The 17,753-nt window shown below is 61.8% G+C and carries 16 protein-coding genes, 1 pseudogene and 1 riboswitch; of the genes and pseudogenes, 6 read left to right on the top strand and 11 right to left on the bottom strand.

The genetic code is table 11. The features are described 5' to 3' along the window. The first annotated feature begins 56 nt into the window (after positions 1 to 56). From FO488_RS13790 to FO488_RS13775, 4 genes are read left to right on the top strand one after another with little or no spacing between them, the layout of a single operon-like run. On the top strand, positions 57 to 860 hold the full coding sequence (locus FO488_RS13790) for a glycosyltransferase family 2 protein (RefSeq protein ID WP_168206043.1): 804 nt from the start codon (positions 57 to 59) through the stop codon (positions 858 to 860). Then, complete coding sequence (locus tag FO488_RS13785; RefSeq protein ID WP_149211090.1) at positions 857 to 1,879, top strand: glycosyltransferase family 4 protein; 1,023 nt, start codon at positions 857 to 859, stop codon at positions 1,877 to 1,879. Before FO488_RS13790 ends, FO488_RS13785 begins: the two co-directional genes overlap by 4 nt. Before the next feature lie 2 nt (positions 1,880 to 1,881). Further along, positions 1,882 to 4,347 carry a hypothetical protein gene (locus tag FO488_RS13780; protein ID WP_240731937.1) on the top strand — a complete coding sequence of 822 codons (2,466 nt, stop codon included), beginning with the start codon at positions 1,882 to 1,884 and terminating at the stop codon, positions 4,345 to 4,347. A 23-nt stretch (positions 4,348 to 4,370) separates the two neighbouring features. Continuing rightward, a complete protein-coding gene (locus FO488_RS13775) occupies positions 4,371 to 5,102 on the top strand; it encodes a tRNA1(Val) (adenine(37)-N6)-methyltransferase (protein WP_149211089.1) in 732 nt (243 codons plus the stop codon). 78 nt (positions 5,103 to 5,180) lie between these two features. Here FO488_RS13775 and FO488_RS13770 read toward each other — a convergent pair whose 3' ends face one another. Next, positions 5,181 to 6,047 carry a chemotaxis protein CheX gene (locus tag FO488_RS13770; RefSeq protein ID WP_149211088.1) on the bottom strand — a complete coding sequence of 289 codons (867 nt, stop codon included), beginning with the start codon at positions 6,045 to 6,047 and terminating at the stop codon, positions 5,181 to 5,183. 41 nt (positions 6,048 to 6,088) lie between these two features. After that, entirely contained in the window at positions 6,089 to 6,448 is a 360-nt protein-coding gene (locus FO488_RS13765; RefSeq protein WP_149211087.1) for a response regulator, read from the bottom strand. A gap of 177 nt (positions 6,449 to 6,625) precedes the next feature. On the opposite strand from FO488_RS13765, the pseudogene FO488_RS13760 reads away from it, so the two are divergent. Continuing rightward, positions 6,626 to 7,537 (top strand): annotated as a pseudogene (locus FO488_RS13760) (peptidylprolyl isomerase); the annotation flags it as partial. 162 nt (positions 7,538 to 7,699) lie between these two features. Here FO488_RS13760 and FO488_RS13755 read toward each other — a convergent pair. Then, a complete protein-coding gene (locus FO488_RS13755) occupies positions 7,700 to 8,689 on the bottom strand; it encodes a hypothetical protein (protein ID WP_149211086.1) in 990 nt (329 codons plus the stop codon). A gap of 122 nt (positions 8,690 to 8,811) precedes the next feature. On the opposite strand from FO488_RS13755, the gene FO488_RS13750 reads away from it, so the two are divergent. Next, positions 8,812 to 10,374, top strand: a complete 1,563-nt coding sequence (locus tag FO488_RS13750; protein WP_149211085.1) for a hypothetical protein — start codon at positions 8,812 to 8,814, stop codon at positions 10,372 to 10,374. A gap of 73 nt (positions 10,375 to 10,447) precedes the next feature. On the opposite strand, the gene mnmA is transcribed toward FO488_RS13750, so the two are convergent. From mnmA to FO488_RS20110, 8 genes are all read right to left on the bottom strand, one after another. After that, positions 10,448 to 11,521 carry a tRNA 2-thiouridine(34) synthase MnmA gene (gene mnmA / locus FO488_RS13745; protein ID WP_149211084.1) on the bottom strand — a complete coding sequence of 358 codons (1,074 nt, stop codon included), beginning with the start codon at positions 11,519 to 11,521 and terminating at the stop codon, positions 10,448 to 10,450. Continuing rightward, the gene (thiF, locus tag FO488_RS13740) at positions 11,521 to 12,327 is read right to left on the bottom strand and encodes a sulfur carrier protein ThiS adenylyltransferase ThiF (protein WP_149211083.1); all 807 of its coding nucleotides are present in this window, start codon (positions 12,325 to 12,327) and stop codon (positions 11,521 to 11,523) included. Before thiF ends, mnmA begins: the two co-directional genes overlap by 1 nt. An 89-nt stretch (positions 12,328 to 12,416) precedes the next feature. Further along, on the bottom strand, positions 12,417 to 13,553 hold the full coding sequence (locus FO488_RS13735) for a PLP-dependent aspartate aminotransferase family protein (RefSeq protein WP_149211082.1): 1,137 nt from the start codon (positions 13,551 to 13,553) through the stop codon (positions 12,417 to 12,419). A 10-nt stretch (positions 13,554 to 13,563) separates the two neighbouring features. Further along, on the bottom strand, positions 13,564 to 14,700 hold the full coding sequence (locus FO488_RS13730) for a PLP-dependent aspartate aminotransferase family protein (protein WP_149211081.1): 1,137 nt from the start codon (positions 14,698 to 14,700) through the stop codon (positions 13,564 to 13,566). A 65-nt stretch (positions 14,701 to 14,765) separates the two neighbouring features. Then, positions 14,766 to 14,872: riboswitch (SAM riboswitch) on the bottom strand. A gap of 151 nt (positions 14,873 to 15,023) precedes the next feature. Further along, positions 15,024 to 15,530, bottom strand: coding sequence for a chemotaxis protein CheX (locus FO488_RS13725; protein ID WP_149211080.1), 507 nt, complete (start codon positions 15,528 to 15,530; stop codon positions 15,024 to 15,026). A 273-nt stretch (positions 15,531 to 15,803) separates the two neighbouring features. Continuing rightward, positions 15,804 to 16,166 (bottom strand): cytochrome C, encoded by a 363-nt coding sequence (locus FO488_RS13720; protein WP_149211079.1) that lies wholly within the window; start codon positions 16,164 to 16,166, stop codon positions 15,804 to 15,806. 76 nt (positions 16,167 to 16,242) lie between these two features. Next, entirely contained in the window at positions 16,243 to 17,277 is a 1,035-nt protein-coding gene (locus FO488_RS13715; protein WP_149211078.1) for a hypothetical protein, read from the bottom strand. Next, on the bottom strand, positions 17,187 to 17,738 hold the full coding sequence (locus FO488_RS20110) for a hypothetical protein (protein ID WP_240731931.1): 552 nt from the start codon (positions 17,736 to 17,738) through the stop codon (positions 17,187 to 17,189). Before FO488_RS20110 ends, FO488_RS13715 begins: the two co-directional genes overlap by 91 nt. Positions 17,739 to 17,753: the final 15 nt, after the last annotated feature.

Raw genomic sequence — 17,753 nt, 5'->3', positions numbered from 1 at the left:
GCACGATCGCGAGGCGCACTGTCGGCGCATCGTACCGCCAGAAACGGGAGAACCTTTTGAAGTTTTCGATTATCACGATAACGTATAACAGCAAAACGTACCTGGATGAGACGATCACCAGCGTCCTTTCCCAGGATGGTCCCTGTCTCGAATACATCGTGGTGGATGGCGGTTCCACCGACGGCACGCTGGACATTATCAAACGGCATGCGGCGGCCGATGACCGGGTCCGCTGGATCTCGGAACCGGATAAGGGGATAGCCGATGCGTTCAACAAAGGGATAGGGATGGCGACGGGTGACGTCGTCGGCATCCTCAATTCGGATGACTCCTACGCGCCCGGTGCGCTGCAGGCGGTTGCCGAGAGCGCCGCAGCGCATCCCGAGTGCGATGTGTTCCACGGCGACATGCTCCGGTTTCAGGGCGATATCCCGCTTTTCCTGCTCAAACCGTCGGACGTCGCCAAAAATATCTGGCACGAGATGCCGCTCAATCATCCCGCCACCTTCGTTACGGCCCGGGCCTACCGGCGGGTCGGCGGGTTCGACACGAGCTTTCGGGTCGCCATGGATTACGATCTGCTCTTACGCATTTACACCACAAAAGGCACGTTCCACTACATCGAACGGGTGCTGGCGAACATGCGCTACGGCGGGGAGAGCGATACCCGCTATCTGGCCGGCCTGAAAGAGGTGTTCAGGGCGGCGGTCCGCCAGGGGTATGCCCGGCCCAAGGCGTGCTTTTGGTTCTGTTTCAAGGCGGTTCTCATCTCGGTGAAGAACACCCTGCGGCGGCTGGGCCTTTTCTCCATAATCCGCCTTCATCCCAAGTTTCACCGCGTCGGAGGGAATGCCCGGTGAAAGTGCTGCTGATTTTAAAACGCGCCTCTTCCCTGACCGGTGCGGGGACCTATGAGGAAATTCTGGTCCGGGAACTGCAAAAGCGGCATCAGGTAAGGGTTTACGAGTCGGAACGGGACCTGGAGGAGGAGTGGGACATCGCCCACTGTTCCGATCTGAAGCATCTCTCCCCGAGCGTGGCACGAAAGCTCCGCTGCCCGCTGGTTGTGGATGCCCACGATTATTACTGGATCAGGTACTATCACTTCTTCTGTCTCGATTTCCCCCTGCGCTTCCTGTTACAGAAGTACCGCCGGATCAAGTACCATTATCTTTTCCGGCATATCGACGCGATGATTCTGCACGGCAGATTCATGTACGATATCTACGACCATCCCAACAAGTATCTTTCCTTCTATTTTGGCCTCGATTACGGCGAGATGGAGGAGAGAGCCTGGGAAGAGCGTGAAGATCTGATCCTGTTCGTCGGAGGGGACTTCTTCAGGAAGGGGCTGCCCCGGCTCCTGCGGGCACTACCCCTGGTGCTGAGACGCGTGCCGACCGCCCGGCTCCGGGTGATCGGAAGAGATTACTGGTACGCCCGGGCCTTGGCCAGGTTTCTGAGCCGCGGGTTGCCGGTGGAATTCGTCTTCGGCATGCCGCGGGCGGACGTGTACCGGGAGTACGGGAAGGCGAAGGCCCTGGTTCTCCCTTCCGAGATCGAGGCGCTCTCCCTCGTTTCCGCCGAGGCGACCATGGCGGGGGTGCCGCCGATCCTGGCCGACGTGGGGGGGATGCCGGAGGTGGTGGAGGACCGGAAGACCGGTTTTATCTTTCCCCTCGCCGATACGGCCCTCCTGGCGGAGCGGATCGTCACCTGCCTGACCGACCGCGAACTGTCCGAGCGGCTGGTCAGAAGCGGGAAGCAGTTTTTTGCCCGGTTCACTCCCGAGAGCATGATGGAGAGGCTGGACGAGATTTATCTGGATGTGGTGGCGAAGTCTGGCGCCACCGGAAGACACCATTCCCTAAAGGAGTAGTCGTGGAAAAGAAACGTTTGGACCTGTTGTTGGAAAAAGATTGGTTCTGGATTGCCCTGATGGGGGGGATAGTCGTCCTTTTTTGCAGCCGCCTCCTGTTTACGGACCAGATCATCAGGGCTTCCGACGTCATCACCCAGTTTTTCTGGACGGCCAAGCAGAACAAGGATCAGACGCTCCTGCAGTATATCCAGGGGATCCCGGTGCTGTTCCGGGCCGCGTGGGACCCTTTGAATGACGGCGGAAGAACGCTGGAAGGGGGGGCCAATGCCATAGGCCTCCTGCTCCATCGCTATCTGATCCTCCATTTTCTCCCCTTCCCGACCAGCATCGCCTGGCTGGCGGTCATCTCACTCCTGTGGGGCGGGGCGGGCACCTACTGCTATTGCCGCCTGATCGGCGTCAGCCGTTTCAGCTCCTTTGCCGCCGGGCTTCTCTTTGCGCTCTGTACGGAAAACGCCTCTCTCATCAATGCGGGGCATATCCAGAAAATCGAGACCATCAGTTGGTTCCCCTGGGTCCTCTTCTTCCTGGAAAGAGCCCTGCGCAACGGCCGTCTCTTCAATTACGCCCTGACCGCCCTCATGCTGGCCCTGCAATTCTTCAACATGCACTGGCAGATTTCCTTCTACTCCTGTCTTGCTGCGGGTGCTTACTGGGTTTTTCACGCCGGTGCCGAATATGTGCAGGACCAAAAGAGCTATCTGCGCAAAGGCCTTGGCAAGGACGTCCTGCTCGCCCTGGTTATGGTGATCCTCTTCTTCACCACCATTGGCATGTCCTTCGTCCCTCTGGTCAGTTGGTCGCAACAGTCTGAACGGAGCGGTGCGGTGGTGAGTGGCGGCGGCGGGGGCGGGGGGATGAACCGCGAGGAAGGGATGAGTTGGTCCATGCCCCCCGAAGAGATACTGACATTCTACGTCCCCGGGCTGGTGGGGTATTCGCGGCAGGAGGCCGGAGATGTGCCGAAGCCGGGGCAGGTGTTCTATTGGGGCAGGATGCACTTTACCCAGACCAACGACTACCTGGGGCTCCTCCCCTGGCTCATAATCCCCCTGTTGCTGGCCTTCCGCCGCGACCGGTATACCTGGACCTTCACCTTTTTCATGGGTATGACGCTGGTCATGGCTCTCGGAAAGTACACCTTTGTCTATCGTTTCATGTACGATCATCTGCCGGGCTTTGCCACCTTCCGCGTCCCGAAGATGATACTCTTCATTTTTGCCTTTGCGGCGTCGGTACTCATGGCACGCGGGCTCGACCTGCTGTCGGAGAAAGGGGAGGAACGAAAGAGGCTGCGCGGCTGGCTGATCGGCCTTGGCGGCTTTGCCTGCGCGCTGATCCTCCTGGCGCTGTTCCTGCAACTGGGGCCGCAAACGGTGCTTTCCTGGACCGAGGGGTTTATAAACCAGCCGACCCGATACCAGAACGACCCATCGCTCATCGGCGAGAGGTACGCCAACATGATCCGCGAGACGTGGTTTGCCGTGGGCGTGTTGTGTGTCTATCTTGTCCTGTTAGTGGCCTGGTTTTTCCGGCGGTTGCCGGCAAAGTATCTGCTTGCGGGCCTCTTGGCCCTCTTGCTGGTGGACCTGTGGCGGGTCAACGACAAGTTTTTTGTCCTCTGCCCTCCGCCGGCAGCGGACAGGAAACAGGCGAAAAACGATGTGATCGGCTTTCTGGAGAAGAACATCGGCACCTACCGGATGCAGGCGTTGGGACGGGATTCTTTCTACTACTCCGACTACGGCCTCCCCAACATATCTGCCTATGTGACCGTCAGCGAGCGACGTTACAAGGAATACCTGGATAGTTTATCGTTGCAGGGGGGGATGTCTGACATAATGAGCCTGAAGTATCTTGTTATGCCCGGCTCCGAGTATGAATCCCAGAAAGCGTCGCTTTCCGAAAAGTTCATGCCGGTCTTCAGATCCGCCTCCACGGGCGATGTCGTACTGGAGAACAAGACGGTCCTGCCGAAAGCTTGGCTCGTACCTTCAGTGGCGGTGGTGAACGAACCGCAGCAGCGTCTTGCCATCATGAATTCGGATCCCAATTTCAAGCCTGCGGCGATCGCCCTGGTCGAGTCGGCCCCCGCTCTCCCCATGGCACCCTACGGTCCGCGGCCCGCCATGGGCAGCGCGAGCCTCGAGTCCTATGGGCCGAACCGGATTGTGGTGAAAACCAAGGCCTCGGAAAACACGCTGCTTGTCCTCAGCGAGAAATACTATAAAAGCTGGCGGGCCGAGGTCGACGGCAAGCGCGCGGCAATCCTGCCGACGGACCACATCCTCAGGGGTGTTTATGTGCCCGCCGGAGAGCATACGGTCGTGTTCTCGTTCTATTCCGTCCCCTTTGAAACGGGCAAATACCTGACATTGGCCTCATTCGTCTTCTTCGCCATCCTGTTTGGCCGGGAGTGGCAGGTGCGAAGAAAACAGGGGGTGGTGAGTGGCGAACGCATTTGAGCTTCTGTAACGCACCGAGTGACATGGAGCGCGCGACCGACGAAACCACCGACGAACTCCGCGCCTACGACCTGCGGATCCACCAGCCGAAGGATGGCTACCGTTTTTCCCTCGATCCGCTTCTGCTGTGCGATTTCGCCGAAGCCGCTTCCGCCGGCCGGATCATGGATCTCGGCACCGGCTGCGGCATCATCCCCCTCGTTCTTGCCCGGAAGGCGCCCGGCGCCTCCCTGGTGGGAGTGGAGTTCCAGGAGGCTGCGGCCGGGCTGGCCATGCGCAATGTGGCCCACAACGGCCTCCGGGAACGGATCGGGATCGTCTGCGACGATATTCTTTCCCTGCGCGGGAGGTTTCCGGTTTCGTCGTTTGATCTGGTGACCGCCAACCCCCCCTACCGCAAACCGGGCAGCGGCCGCATCAGCCCGCGCGCCGGCCGGGACCTGGCTCGCCACGAGTCGAGCGCCGGCCTGTACGATTTCCTGTCCGTTGCCAAGTATCTGGTAAAGCCGTCGGGAGCCATCTGTTTCATCAGCCACCCCTCCCGGCTGGCGGAGTTCGTGTGCGGCGCCGGGGAGCTCAAGCTTGCGCTGCTCGGGCTCCGCATGGTGCACGATTGCGCCGCTGCCCCGGCAACCATGTTTCTGGCGCGGCTCGCCAAGGGGAGGAAAGGGGATACGGTAGTCCTGCCGCCGCTCATTCTCCGTGATGAGCAGGGGGGATATTCGCCGGAGGCGCAACGGATTCTGGGTGCATAGGCCGCCGCGCCGGCATGCAAAAAAGGGCGCCCCTTCGCAGGGCGCCCTTTTCGTACGGCTTCGGTGGGTGTGCTGCCGTCAGTTCTTGACGAAGAGCACCAGTTGCATGGTTTCGCCGGCCCCGACCAGGATCGGGAAGCAGAGGCCGGTATGGCCCGCCGGCACGGCCACCCCTCCGGCGTCGGGCCGGATGGTGACCGGGGGATTGATGTTGACGATCCTGCCGGCCTGGGACGCCTTGGCGGCGATGTTGCCGCACACCACGTTGACGAATTCCATCACGGTGTCTTCGAGGACCTCCTGCGGTTCGTCATCCACCGTTGCCTCGCGCAGGATCGCCCTGGCCACAGCTTTCTGAAGTTCCCGGGAAACCGAGATGATGAAGCGGGCATCCTGATCGCCGGACAGATCCATGGCCGCCATGACGAAGTTGGCGTCCACCGTGGTGACGGTCTGGCATTTCCCGGCCCTGAAGGGGAGCCCGAGAATGCGGGTAATCATCTTGTAGGTCAGGTCCGCGGCCATTTCCCATAGTTCGGGATTGGGGATGCCGGCGGGGAGTTCGACCCGCTCGGAGATGTACGGCGCCTGGTCGGCCTTGAATTCGTCCAGGTGCTGCTGCAACTGTTCGTTGGAGAGGGCGCCGACGAGCACCAGCGCCTCGCCGATGTAGAGGTGGTTGTTCTTCTGGCGGGTGATGACCTCGTTCAGTTGGGTCAGGGTCAGGATACCGATCTCCACCAGCAGGTCCCCCAGCTTTATGTCGCGGGAGAGCTGCGCATGGTGGGCGCGTTCGATGTCGTCCGGGGTTACGTAGCCCATCGCCAGGGCCATCTCGCCAAATTTGAGGTTTTTCTGTTCCTGCAGTTCAATCGCCTTGAGCAGGGCTTCCCGTGAAACGATCCCCTTTTCCACCAGAAATTGCCCGAAAAATTTGACGGCCATGCACATATCCCCTTGTATCGTGAGTTTATTGGTGCTGAAAATCAGAGATCCCGAAGTATCTTCAGGACGTCGTCGGCCTCGAACGGTTTTGAGATGACATTCTTGGCACCCAGCTTGAGCGCTTCGGTAAACTTGTCGCCGACGCCGCCCAGGGAGGTGACCATGACCACCTTGACCTCCCTGTCCAGCATCGACAGGCTGCGCAGGGCGGTCAGGCCGTCCATGCCGGGCATGTTCATGTCCATGCAGATGATGTCCGGGTCCTCGGCATGATTCATCTTGATGGCCTCGGCGCCGTTCTTGGCATGTCCGACGCACGTGAATTCGCCAGATTCAGAAATGATCTTCTCAAGCTGTCGGGCTACGGAAAGGCTGTCGTCAACGACAAGGACCTTCTTCATATGGTGTATCCTCCTGATGCGCATTGCGGCCGCTTCGCGCCGGGCTGTTCGGAATTTAATGAGCGGTGTGAATGTACTCGAAAAGGGGCAAAATGTCAAAAACATGTTTGTCTTTGACTGGCCCGTAAAGCGTGTTATATAAAAGCGTCATTCCACCTTCAAGAAGGAGATTCGCCCATGCGCACACTCTGCACCGTTACATGCAGATCGCTGCCCCTGATCGCGGCATTCTGCCTGTTCGCCATCTCTGCTTCGGCCGCGGAGCCGGAAGCGAAAACCACACCGCCTCCCGCCGCCGCCCAGCTTCAGGGGCCGGTCGCCCGGGTCAACGGCACGGAAATCCCGGTCGTCGAACTGAAACGGGCCCAGAAGGTCATACTGGCCAACCAGCCGGGCCGGCAGTTGTCCGCAGACGAGCAGAAGGAACTGAACCTGCGGGTGGCGGATCAGCTCGTTTCCGCCGAACTGCTCTACCAGTCGGCCAAGAAGCTGGAGATCAAGGATCTCGACCAGCAGGTGGACGCCAGGATCGCCCAGGGGAAGGCGCGCTTCGCCAGCGAGGCGGACTTTGCCAAGGCCATCCAGGAACTTGACATGACGGAGAAGGACCTTCGGGAGTATACCCGCAGGGATCTGATCATCGCCAATTTCGTCGCTTCGACCATTGTCCCCAAGGTGGCGGTCAGCGAAGAGGAAAGCAAGAAGTTTTACGATCAGAACATGGATAAATTCCGGCAGGAGGAGAAGGTGAGGGCCAGCCACATCCTGTGCGGCATCGATACCAAGGCGAGTGCCGAGGAAAAGAAAAAGGCCCGGGAAAAGGCGGAAAAATTGCGCAAGGAGTTGGCCGGCGGCGCCGACTTCGCCACCCTGGCCCGGGAGAACTCATCCTGCCCCAGCAGCAAGCAGGGGGGGACCTGGGCTTCTTCGGCAGGGGCCAGATGGTGCCGTCGTTCGAGCAGGCCGCGTTCGCCCTCAAGACGGGTGAGATAAGCGATGTGGTCGAAACCCAGTTCGGCTACCACATCATCAAACAGACGGAAAAGACCAAGGCCGAAACCGTACCGTTCAGCGCGGCCCGCCCCCGGATAGACGACTACCTGAAGAACCAGAAGGTCAACGCCGCGGTGGGCGATTTCCTGACGGAACTCCGCAAGACCGCCAAGGTTGAGATCCTGCTGAAGTAGCCGGGGGCTCATCCAGCGGCAGCGAAACAAGGCCGGCCTCGCGACAGCGGGGCCGGCCTTGTTTTCAGGGCGCCGCCTTCGAGGTGATCCGTGCGCTGCGCCCCGATGAGATGCCGGCAAATCTGACGGTGCCCCAATATTCCCCGGCCCGGTAGAGGGCCGCCTCGCCCGCCGGCAGATCGGCCCCGGTCGCGTTTCTCAGCGTGAAGTCAAAGGATGGGAGCGGCCCGGCGCCGAAGTATTCCGCTTCGGTGGCCATCCGGTATTCCGCCAGTCGGATGCGTTGTCCCGCGGCCGGCAGCACGCCGCCCCGTCCCGCGCCGGCGCCCGCCAGGGATGTGGGGGATACGCGGATCTGGTAGCCGGCGGAAAACGCGGGCACCTGGCCGTAGAGCGTGACCAGGGCGCTCCCCCCCGTAGTGCTGCGGATGTCGTAGCAGGGCGTCCAACCGGTCCTGCCAAGGGCAAAGCGGGCCGTGATCCGTCCGTTCCTCGGAGAAACGGTCACCCGGGCCACGCGCTCTCCCCCTGTCCCTCCCTTCCGTACGGCTGCGATCCGGGCGTCGATGCGCCGGATTTCCAACTCCGCCCTGCGCCGGGCCGTATAAACCGTTTCCAGTTGTGCGATGGCGAAGTCGGTCCCCTGGCGGATCGACTGCATCGGGTCCGGGTTCGATTTGGTCTTGCGGGGTGCCTTGCCGCTCTGGGACTTGGCTGCGGACTTGAAGATCTCTTCGCGCATCGCCAGGGCCCTCAGCCGGTCTTCCAGGCGGTTGCGCTGCTCGACCAGGGCATCCAATTCCTTTGCCCCACTGGTGTCCCGGCGTAGCGGCACCGTATCGACGCGCTGAATGCCGGTGCCGTTCTCGGGTCTGATCCGCAAGGTGCCTTCCAGCATGCCGGCCGGCAGGGGAATCTCGACGACCCCCTTGACGGCGGCGCCCGTCAGCTCCACGACCGCGCCGTCGGAGAAAAAGGTGACGCTTTTGCCGCCGGCGCCGGCGGAAGCGGCGGTTGTCAGCAGCAGGATGATGGCGGGGAGGATGACATGCATGCGGGTTCCTTTCAGCCCGGCCGGACCCGGTGGCCGCCCCGCGGGGCCAGCCAATCTGGTGGTTGCGCTCGGATGGCTATTAAGTATATAATTCTGCAAATCTTTGTGGAAGGTGGTCGGTCATGGCCTTTGATGCCGAAGTCTCGGTTAAAGACATAGTCAATTTTTACATAAAAATCAACGATGCATCCAAGGCCAAGAAGGATATCGCCAAACTTTCCGCCAAGGACAAGGCCACCGCTTTCGAGATCATTGCCGCCTCGCCCGGCAGCCACGAGTTTAAGATTGAGGTCGCCAAATATTTCGTCTACGACCTGGATGCACGGGTGCGGAGAAAGGCCGAGATCCTGCTGGAGGACCTGCTCCCCGGCTGGGTTTCCGATCCGGCCGAAAGCATCCTCAAGCTGCTCAAGACGATGGACACCAAGGGAGGGACCCATCGCAATGCGGCGATACGGTTCCTTTTCGGCATCATCGATTCCAGCAGCCTGCGGGACACCTTCATGACCCTGCTCAACAGCAGGAATCGGACCCACATGGCCGAGATCATCGCCATTCTGGAAGCCTACATCGATTCATCGCAAGACGAGCGCGAACAGGTCAAGATCTTCGACGCCTGCCTGGACATCGTCCTGTCCGACGATGCAGATTATAACATCAAACACCACGCCTCCAACCTGCTGAGCGTTTTTTTCAAGAAGGTGCAGTCCACCAACCTCGGCGAAGCCCTGCGGCAGAAGTACATCGAAAAGCAGGTCGAGAAGGCCGAGGGGATATACCGCTACCTGTGCAGCGGCGCTTCGGGCCTGAATATGACCTTTCTCGAGGACCTGCTGCGTCCCCTGAATGACGGTGGCAAGACGTTCCAGCTCAAGATGCTCGGCTATTTCAAGTTTGTGCTGGAAAAGGCCCGGAACCCCGAAGAAGCCGATACGGTCATGGACATCTACCCGGATTACTGGAACAACGATGAATTGCCCAAGGAGGAGAAACTCAAGAGGATTTGCCGCCGCATCATCGCCGCGGCCGAAGAGTTGTGGGGGGTGAGCGACGAGACCGAGGTCCGCGCGCTCATCATCAGGATCATGTATGGCGAGTATACCGACAAACGTGAACTGCTGGAGCAGATCAGGGCAAAGCTGGATACGGAGACCCTCAGCGAAGCCGCACGGGAGAAGATCTCCCTCATGCTCCACTGCTTCTTTCTCCCGGAAGAGAACGACGCGCTCAAGCTGCTGGCCGCCAACATCCTGATCTTCAAGCTGCAGGACGCCCGGAACCGGGCCGTGGCCCTCGATTATCTCACCAGTTACGCCGAAAACAAGAATCTTAACTACGCCGAAAAGGGGAGCATCGCCACGGTGATGGAGTCGCTGCTCAACGAGAAGCGCCTGGTGGACGACCTGCGGAACATGGCCCGCTACCTGCTCTTCCTTACCGGTCCCGAGAGGCTCGATACCGCGGAGGAGCAGAAGGCCGTCCTCAGCCACATCCGGAGCATGGTCGAGGGGAGGGGGCTTTCCAGCCGGCTTGCCGCGGAGCGGGTCCTGGAATCGCTGGAGGTTTTCTCAAAATCGGCGGCAGCCACGGAGAAGCTCAAGATGGCGGCCCAGTACCTGGAGTTCAAGATCCGCAAGCCCGATGAAAATCCCACCTGGGATCAGATCGGCGCACCCCAGGGGTGATGGCAAACCGTGACCACCGGCCGGGGGGATGGCTTTCCGGGCCGGCGGTTGGACCGTTTCTTTTTCACCGTGGTCAGGCGGTCACCGCCCCCACTATTTTTCCGCCCCCCAGCACCTCGTCGCCCCGGTAAAAGACCACGGACTGCCCCGGAGTGATCGCCCGCTGCGGTTCATGGAAGCGCACCTCGCACCCGCCTTCCGGCAGCACCCTGACCCGGCACCCCACCGGCTGATGGCGATAGCGGATCTTGCAGGCCGTTTCAAATTCCCCGCCATCCGGGGGGACGATCCACCCCACATCTCCCGCAAGCAGGCCGGCAGCGGCCAGATACTCCTCTTCCCCCACCACCACGACATTGCGCCCGGCGTCGATGGCCGTTACGTACAGGGGCCTGCTCCAGGCGATTCCCAGCCCCTTGCGCTGCCCCACGGTATAGCGGTGCGTCCCGCGGTGGCGGCCGATGACCTGTCCTCCCACATGAACGATGTCCCCCGGCGTTCCCGCCAGGCCGCCGCTTTCTTCCAGAAACGCCGCGTAATCGTCGCCGGGGATGAAACATACCTCCTGGCTGTCCCCCTTGTCGGCCACCGGCAGGGCAAACTCGCGGGCCAGGCGGCGCACCTCCTCCTTGCTCTCCATCTCGCCCAGCGGAAAGAGCACCCGTGCCAGCTGCTCCTGGGAGAGGGCGTAGAGGAAGTAGGACTGGTCCTTGCCGATGCAGCGCGCCTGGCGCAGGTGGCAGACGCCGGCGCCGTCGACGGTTTTCCTGACGTAGTGGCCGGTGGCCAGAAGGTCCGCCCCCGCCGCGCGCGCCTGTTCCAGCAACAGGCCGAACTTGACGAAGCGGTTGCAGCGCACGCAGGGATTGGGGGTGCGGCCGCACCGGTACTCGTCGATGAAATCCTGGATGATCAGGTGGCGGAAATCCGGTTCGAGGTCGATCACGTGGTGGGGGATCCCCAGGTGCCGGGCCACGGTGGCGGCATCGTGGGCGGCCGAACCGACGCCCGTGCCGGACGGTGCGAAGAGGCGCATGGTAATGCCGAACACTTCGAAGCCCTGGCGTTGCAGCAGGGCGGCGGTGACCGATGAATCCACGCCGCCGCTCATGGCCACGGCGACGGCCGGTTTCTTGTCACGGGCCATCAGATCCCCTCCTCGCCGAGAATGATGCGGAGCACCTGGTTGGCCTGGTGCCCGGCCGCGATGCCGACCCGCGGGGCCATCAGGCCGCACCCGGGCCGGGCCTCGGATGCGCCGTCCCCCACGAGGTAGAGCCGGGAGGCTGCCCGCCGGGTGGCGATGGCGTTGTTGGGACCATACCCCGCCACCCCCGAGGCGGCCACCACCGTGACGGAGGGCAGGCTGCCGAGGAGCGTCTCCACCAGCATGGCCTTCATGTCGGCCCGGTCGAAGGCCTCGACCACAACGGCGCACGGCGCGAAAATCGTCGGGATGGTGGCGGGGCCCAGCATGACCTGGTGCGGTTCCACCGTGACAGCGGGATTGATGCGGGCCAGGTTGTCGGCCAGGGCGGCCGTCTTGGGCTGGCCCACCTGGTCGATGAAGTACTGCTGCCGATTGAGGTTGGACGGCTCCACCACGTCGAAGTCGGCGATCACGATCCTGCCGACGCCGGTCCGGGCCAGGGCCACGGCCACCGCCGAACCGAGCCCGCCGACACCGGCGATGCCGACCACGGCCGCCTGCAGCCGGGCATGGACCCCCGGGGTATGGCGGGCCGCCATGAGCCGCTGCAACTCCTCCGCCGTCGGCCGCTCCCCCCGTTTGATCAGGTAGACCTCGTCGCCATCCCGGACCATCGTCTCGGGCGGAGCCGGAAAGCCGTTGCGGATCAGCACATCCGCCCCCGGCTTCCATTGTTCGGCCAGGGAGGCCAGAGAGGCCCCCGGGCAGATTTCGGCCGCTATCTCGTTTATCCGTATGCGCATGGGTAAACCGTTTTCGTCTGCGTTGGTGTCACCGGGCGTTCCGGCGTAGGGGATGTGTAACCCCAAACTGCCGGCGGGGCAAGAGTTTTCTAGCTCCCGATGACCTGGCCGAGGTCGTCGATCAGGTCGTCGGCATCCTCCAGCCCGACCGAGAGGCGTATCAGGGTGGCCTTGATCCCCTTCCTTTCCCGTTCCTCTTGAGGGACCGCCGCGTGGGACATCTTGGCCGGGTAGGAGATGATGCTTTCCACCCCTCCCAGGCTGACGGCAAAGGCGGAAAACTGCGTGTGCTCCAGCAGTCGCTTGGTGAGCTCGTAGGATTCGAGCTCGAAGGAGAGGACGGCGCCGGGGCCGTCGGCCTGGGCGGCATTGACGGCATGGCCGGGGTGGTCGGCGAGACCGGGATAATGCACCTTGAAGACGGTCTTCTGCGCCTGGAGCCAAGCCGCGATCTTTTCGGCGCTCCGCTGGCTCTGGTCCATCCTGACCTTGAGCGTCTTGAGCCCTCGCAGGGTCAGAAAGGAATCCTGGGGTCCCAGGATGGCGCCGAAGGCGTTCTGGATGAAGCGGATGCGATTGCCCAGCTCCCCATCGGCCACGACGGCGAAACCGCAGATGACGTCGCTGTGGCCGTTCAGGAACTTGGTGCCGCTGTGCAGGACGATATCGCATCCCAATTCCAGGGGGCGTTGCAGGTAGGGGGTCATGAAGGTGTTGTCCACCAGGGTGATGATGCCCCGCGGCCGGGCCAGCGCCGCGACCCTGCGCAGGTCGGTGACCTTGAGCAACGGGTTGGAAGGGCTCTCCAGGTAGATACCCCTGGTTTCCGGCCTGATGGCGGCCTCGATGGCCTCGAGGCTGGTGGCGTCCACGAAGGTGGAACTGATGCCGAGGCGCTGGAAGATGCTGGTCAGCACCCGGTAGGCGCCGCCGTAGACATCGTCGCACACCACCAGGTGGTCGCCGGGGGAGAAGATCAACAGGGTGGAGGAAATGGCCGCCATGCCGGAGGCAAAGGCAAAGGCCCGGCTCCCCTTTTCCAAGCCCGCGATGGCCACTTCCAGCGCCTCGCGGGTGGGGTTGTCGGAGCGGGCGTAGTCGTATTTCCCGAAGTGGTCCACCGACTGCTGGCGATAGGTGGAGGTCTGGTAGATGGGCACGCCCAGCGCGCCGGTCAGGGGATCGGCGGTCTGGCCGCCGTGGATGAGTTGGGTTGCAAACTTCATGGTCGTCTCCTTACGCCCCCAGGGCTTGGTTCAAATCCGCGATCAGGTCGTTGCTGTCCTCGATGCCGACCGACAGGCGCAGCAGGGTATCGTTGATGCCGAGCCGCGCCCGGAGTTCCTGCGGTATGTCGGCGTGGGTCTGCACCTCGGGAAAGGTGATCAGGCTTTCCACGCCGCCCAGGCTCTCCGCGAAGGAGATCAGGCGCGTTTTCAGGAGCACCTGTTCCACCAGCTCGTGGTTCGCGACCTCGAAAGCGATCATGGCGCCGAAGCCGCGGGAGTCTCGCTGCATCAGGGCATGGCCGGGATGTTCCGCCAGGCCCGGGTAGTGGACCTTGGCCACGGCCGGGTGATTTTTCAGCCAGCCGGCCAGTTTGGCGGCGTTTTCCTGCTGCCGGTCCAGGCGGACCCCCAGGGTCTTGATGCCGCGCATCACCAGCCAGGAGTCCTGGGGGGCCAGTATTGCGCCGGCAGCGTTCTGGTGGTAGTAGACCCGCTCGGCCAGTTCGGCGTCCCTGACCGTCGCCAGGCCGGCGATGGTGTCGTTGTGGCCGGCCAGGTATTTGGAAGCGCTGTAGACGGCGATATCGGCTCCCAGATCCAGGGGGCGCAGAAGGTACGGGGTGAGAAAGGTGTTGTCCACGATGAGCAGCAGATCGTGGTTGCGGCACAGGGTGGACAGGGCCGGGATATCGGCAAATTTCAGCAGGGGGTTGGTGAGCGCTTCGGCGAACACCGCCCTGGTGCGGGGGGTGAGCGCCGCCCGCACCGCCTCCACGTCGCTCGTATCCACATAGCTGAAGGTCAGCCCGAACTGGTTGAACACCTTGTCGAACAGGCGACAGGTGCCGCCGTACAGGTCCTCGGTGACGACCAGATGGTCCCCCGAGCGGAACAGCAACAGCAGGTTGGCGATGGCGGCCATGCCGGAGGCATAGGCAAAGGCGCGTGTTCCGTTGTCGAGGCGGGCCATGCCGTCTTCCAGGGACTGGCGGGTCGGATTGCCCGAGCGGGTGTAATCATAGCCGGTGCTCTGGCCGAGCCCCGGGTGCCTGAAGGTGGCGGTCTGGTAAACGGGCACCGAAACCGCGCCGGTCCTGGTATCCCATTCCAGGCCGATCTGGACCGCCTGCGTACTGATGTTCATCTGCTACCTCCCAAAATAAAAATCCCCTTCCGGGGTGCGGAAGAGGATTCCTCGAGGGCTTCTCTTCCTTATCTCCCGAAACCGTGTGGTTTCGCTGGAATTGGCACCTTACCCTTGCAGGTTGGTTGCCGCGACGTCGTCGGGCCAGTCCCTCGGTCGCTCTCGATAAGAAATGTATGCGGTTTTTGTGAGAATTGTTGTGGCTTGAGCCTACGGTATGCCACCAATCCTGTCAATAATTATTTTTGACGGAAGAGGTAAAGGGATAGCGAACCGGGGGGTTATTACCCTTGGCCCGGGGCCGTGCCCCGGCCCGCCTGTGCCTATTCCTTTTCGAGCACGATCGCCACCATGAACCACTCCTCGTCGGTCGCGAAGCGGAGGGTCAGGGTGTCGAGATTGTTGCCGGCGTTGACATAGTAGTCCTCGCCGCTGACCAGCGAAGGCGTCGACAGCTTGATGTCGGCCCCGCCCGGCGAGATATGCTGTTTGAAGGAACCGGCGATCATGTTGGAGATTTCGCCCAAGGCGTCGCGAACATCGTCGTTCAGTTCGGTGACCTCCATGCCGAGCATGCTTGAGGTGAAGGCCAGCGCCAGCTTCCGGGGGACATGCAGACTCACCAGGCCGTTATACACACCGGCAAAGCCCACCATTGCCGTGATGCAATCCTTGAAATGCGTCTCCGGGGCGACCTGGAGCGGCAGGTGCAGCAGGTCCTCCATGCCCACCATGGTGCAGAAAACCTCCTCCACATCACGGATGAGATGCCTGAGCAATTCGTCTTCGCTTATGTGAAGAGCGTCCAGCAGGTCCTGTTTCAGCGGCATTGCGCGCCCCTTTGTCCGTGGGATCGATCATGCATGGCGGAAGGTGCGCCGTTTCCCGGTTTTCCGGCACACAGCCCTGTCCGCCGCACGTGCGGGAAGTCGTTCATTCCGTTCGACGGCATGGGAATGAAACCCTACTCTGCATAATCGGAACGGAATTTTCAAGAATAAAATAAGGCGATTATACTACAAAAACAGCCCCGCACCGGGAGGGGCGGGGCTGTCGGAAGCAGGCGACGACAACGGGCCATGTGCCGGCATGGCCGGCTCCCCTTACCTGGCGTTCTCGTCGAGCAGGAAATTCAACAGTACGACAACATCCCTGATCTCCTGTTTGTTCATATTGGAATTGGGTTTGCGCAGCATCTTGATGCCATAGGCCTTGACCGCCTGCCGGTCGAAGGGCTGGCCCGTGATGGGGGCTCTTCCGGTCTGCACGGCAATGACGGTCCGTTCCATGGTATGGCACTTGACGCATTTCCGCGTCATGAGGTCGAACGATGCCTTGAAGTTGGCCGGGATGCTGTCGGGATCGAAATTCATTTTGTCCCCGCGTCCCTTTACCCTGATGCGTGCGTCGGCAACCGAGGCGATGACGAGTGTGAAGAGCGTGACCAGTATGATGAGTTTCCGCATGTGAGACTCCTTCAGACGAGATTATGGCGGCTGGTATGGCCAAACGGGGTAAGGCCACCCGGTCATGGCGTATCCATCAGAAACTGAACGTCACCCCGAGGGTTCCGATCTTATTGGTGAAATCCTGGGCGCTCGAACTCGGGGACGATTTGTACGCAGAGGCGATCTCATGTTTGTACTCCAGGGCGACCTTGACGTTCTCCAGGGGGGCGTATCCCAGGGTCGGGATAAAGCGCCGCACCAGGCCGCGCCCGTCATCCTGATATTCGAACCGCATGGCGCCGATGAGATTCTGGAGAAAGGTGTACTCCCCCTCGACTGCGGCAACATAGGATTTTACCTCGGTCGGGGTCGTGGCCAGCCAGGCGTTGTCGTCCTTGCCCAGGACGCCGGCCACCCTGAGCCTGAAGAGCTTGTAGAGGATATCCAGGTCCAGGCCGCTGCGGTAGTAGGTGTTCTGGATGGGTGATACGCCTGCCGTGGTGTTCGGGGTGCCGTTCTTGCCGTAGTAGCCGTAGGCGCCGACGGTGACCGTCAGGAAGTCGAGGATGCTCTCCTCCTTGGCCAGGTCCACCTCCGGTTCGTTCGCCAGGTAATCCGCCCCGCCGAACTTGTAGGAGATGTGGCCGTAGCCCTCTTTGGCGTTCTGCTGCTTGCGGTTCACCACCCCGCCGGCGATGAAGAAGCGGTTTGCCAGGACGGCATTGGCCTCCAGGGCGTCCTGGGGTTGCTGGACCGTGAACTCCGAAACGCCGACCGTGTAGGCGTAGGGGGCAAAGGAGTTGGTCGTGGAGAGCTTGTTGTTGGACTTCCAGAGCCCGAGCTTCGGCTGCATGCGCCCCACCCTGAGGTTGATGGGGGTGTCGAGGGCATGGCGCCAGATGAAGAAGAGCTCGTTGATGTTGGTGCCGTTGTTGCTGGGCGTGGCGCTCGTGGTAGTCGTGATGTTGCTGGTGTTCTCGCTGTAGGCCACATAGGTGGCGAAAAAGGCCGCCTTTTCCCGGAAGTTGCCGCCGGCGTTCAGCTTGAGGACCCGCGTCGAGAGGTCGAGTTCGTTGACGGCGTTGTGGTCGTAGGTCGCGTGCACCGAGGCGGTGAAGGATATGGGCAACAGTTCCGGGATGGCCGCCAGGAGGAGCCCTTCGGACTTGGCCTCGCCCTGGGGCGAGGGGGGGCGGCCTGTGCTGCCGCTTCCGGGGCCGGCTGGGGCGTGGGGACGTCGGAGGCGCCCATGGCCCCGGCCTTCAGTTTGCTCAATTTGTCGGCGTCGCCTTCCCCTTTCACCTCCAGGGCACCGCCGGCCGGCCGGGTCGTCGCCCCGGGAGCGGGGGCGGGGGGAGGGGTGGCCTCCTTGGCCTTGGCCCCTTTCTGTCCCTTGCCGAAATAGACGTAGGAGTTTTTGAGGAACGCCTCGCCGTACTCGTTCAGTTCGGGGTAGATGGTGTGGCAGGTGCTGCATTCCACCTTGTAGGCGCGGCTGAACGCCGGGATGGCGTGGGACGGGGCGACCACAATCAGTTGGACAAGACACGATCCTATCAGGCAGAGAATCAAAGCCGGCTTTCTTGTCATGGTGGTGTCTTCCTC

Origin of the sequence: Geobacter sp. FeAm09, from assembly GCF_008330225.1 — a bacterium.
Lineage (GTDB): Bacteria > Desulfobacterota > Desulfuromonadia > Geobacterales > Pseudopelobacteraceae > Oryzomonas.
The sequence above is the reverse complement of the archived record's forward strand: the minus strand, read 5'-3'. Positions and strand labels throughout refer to the sequence as shown.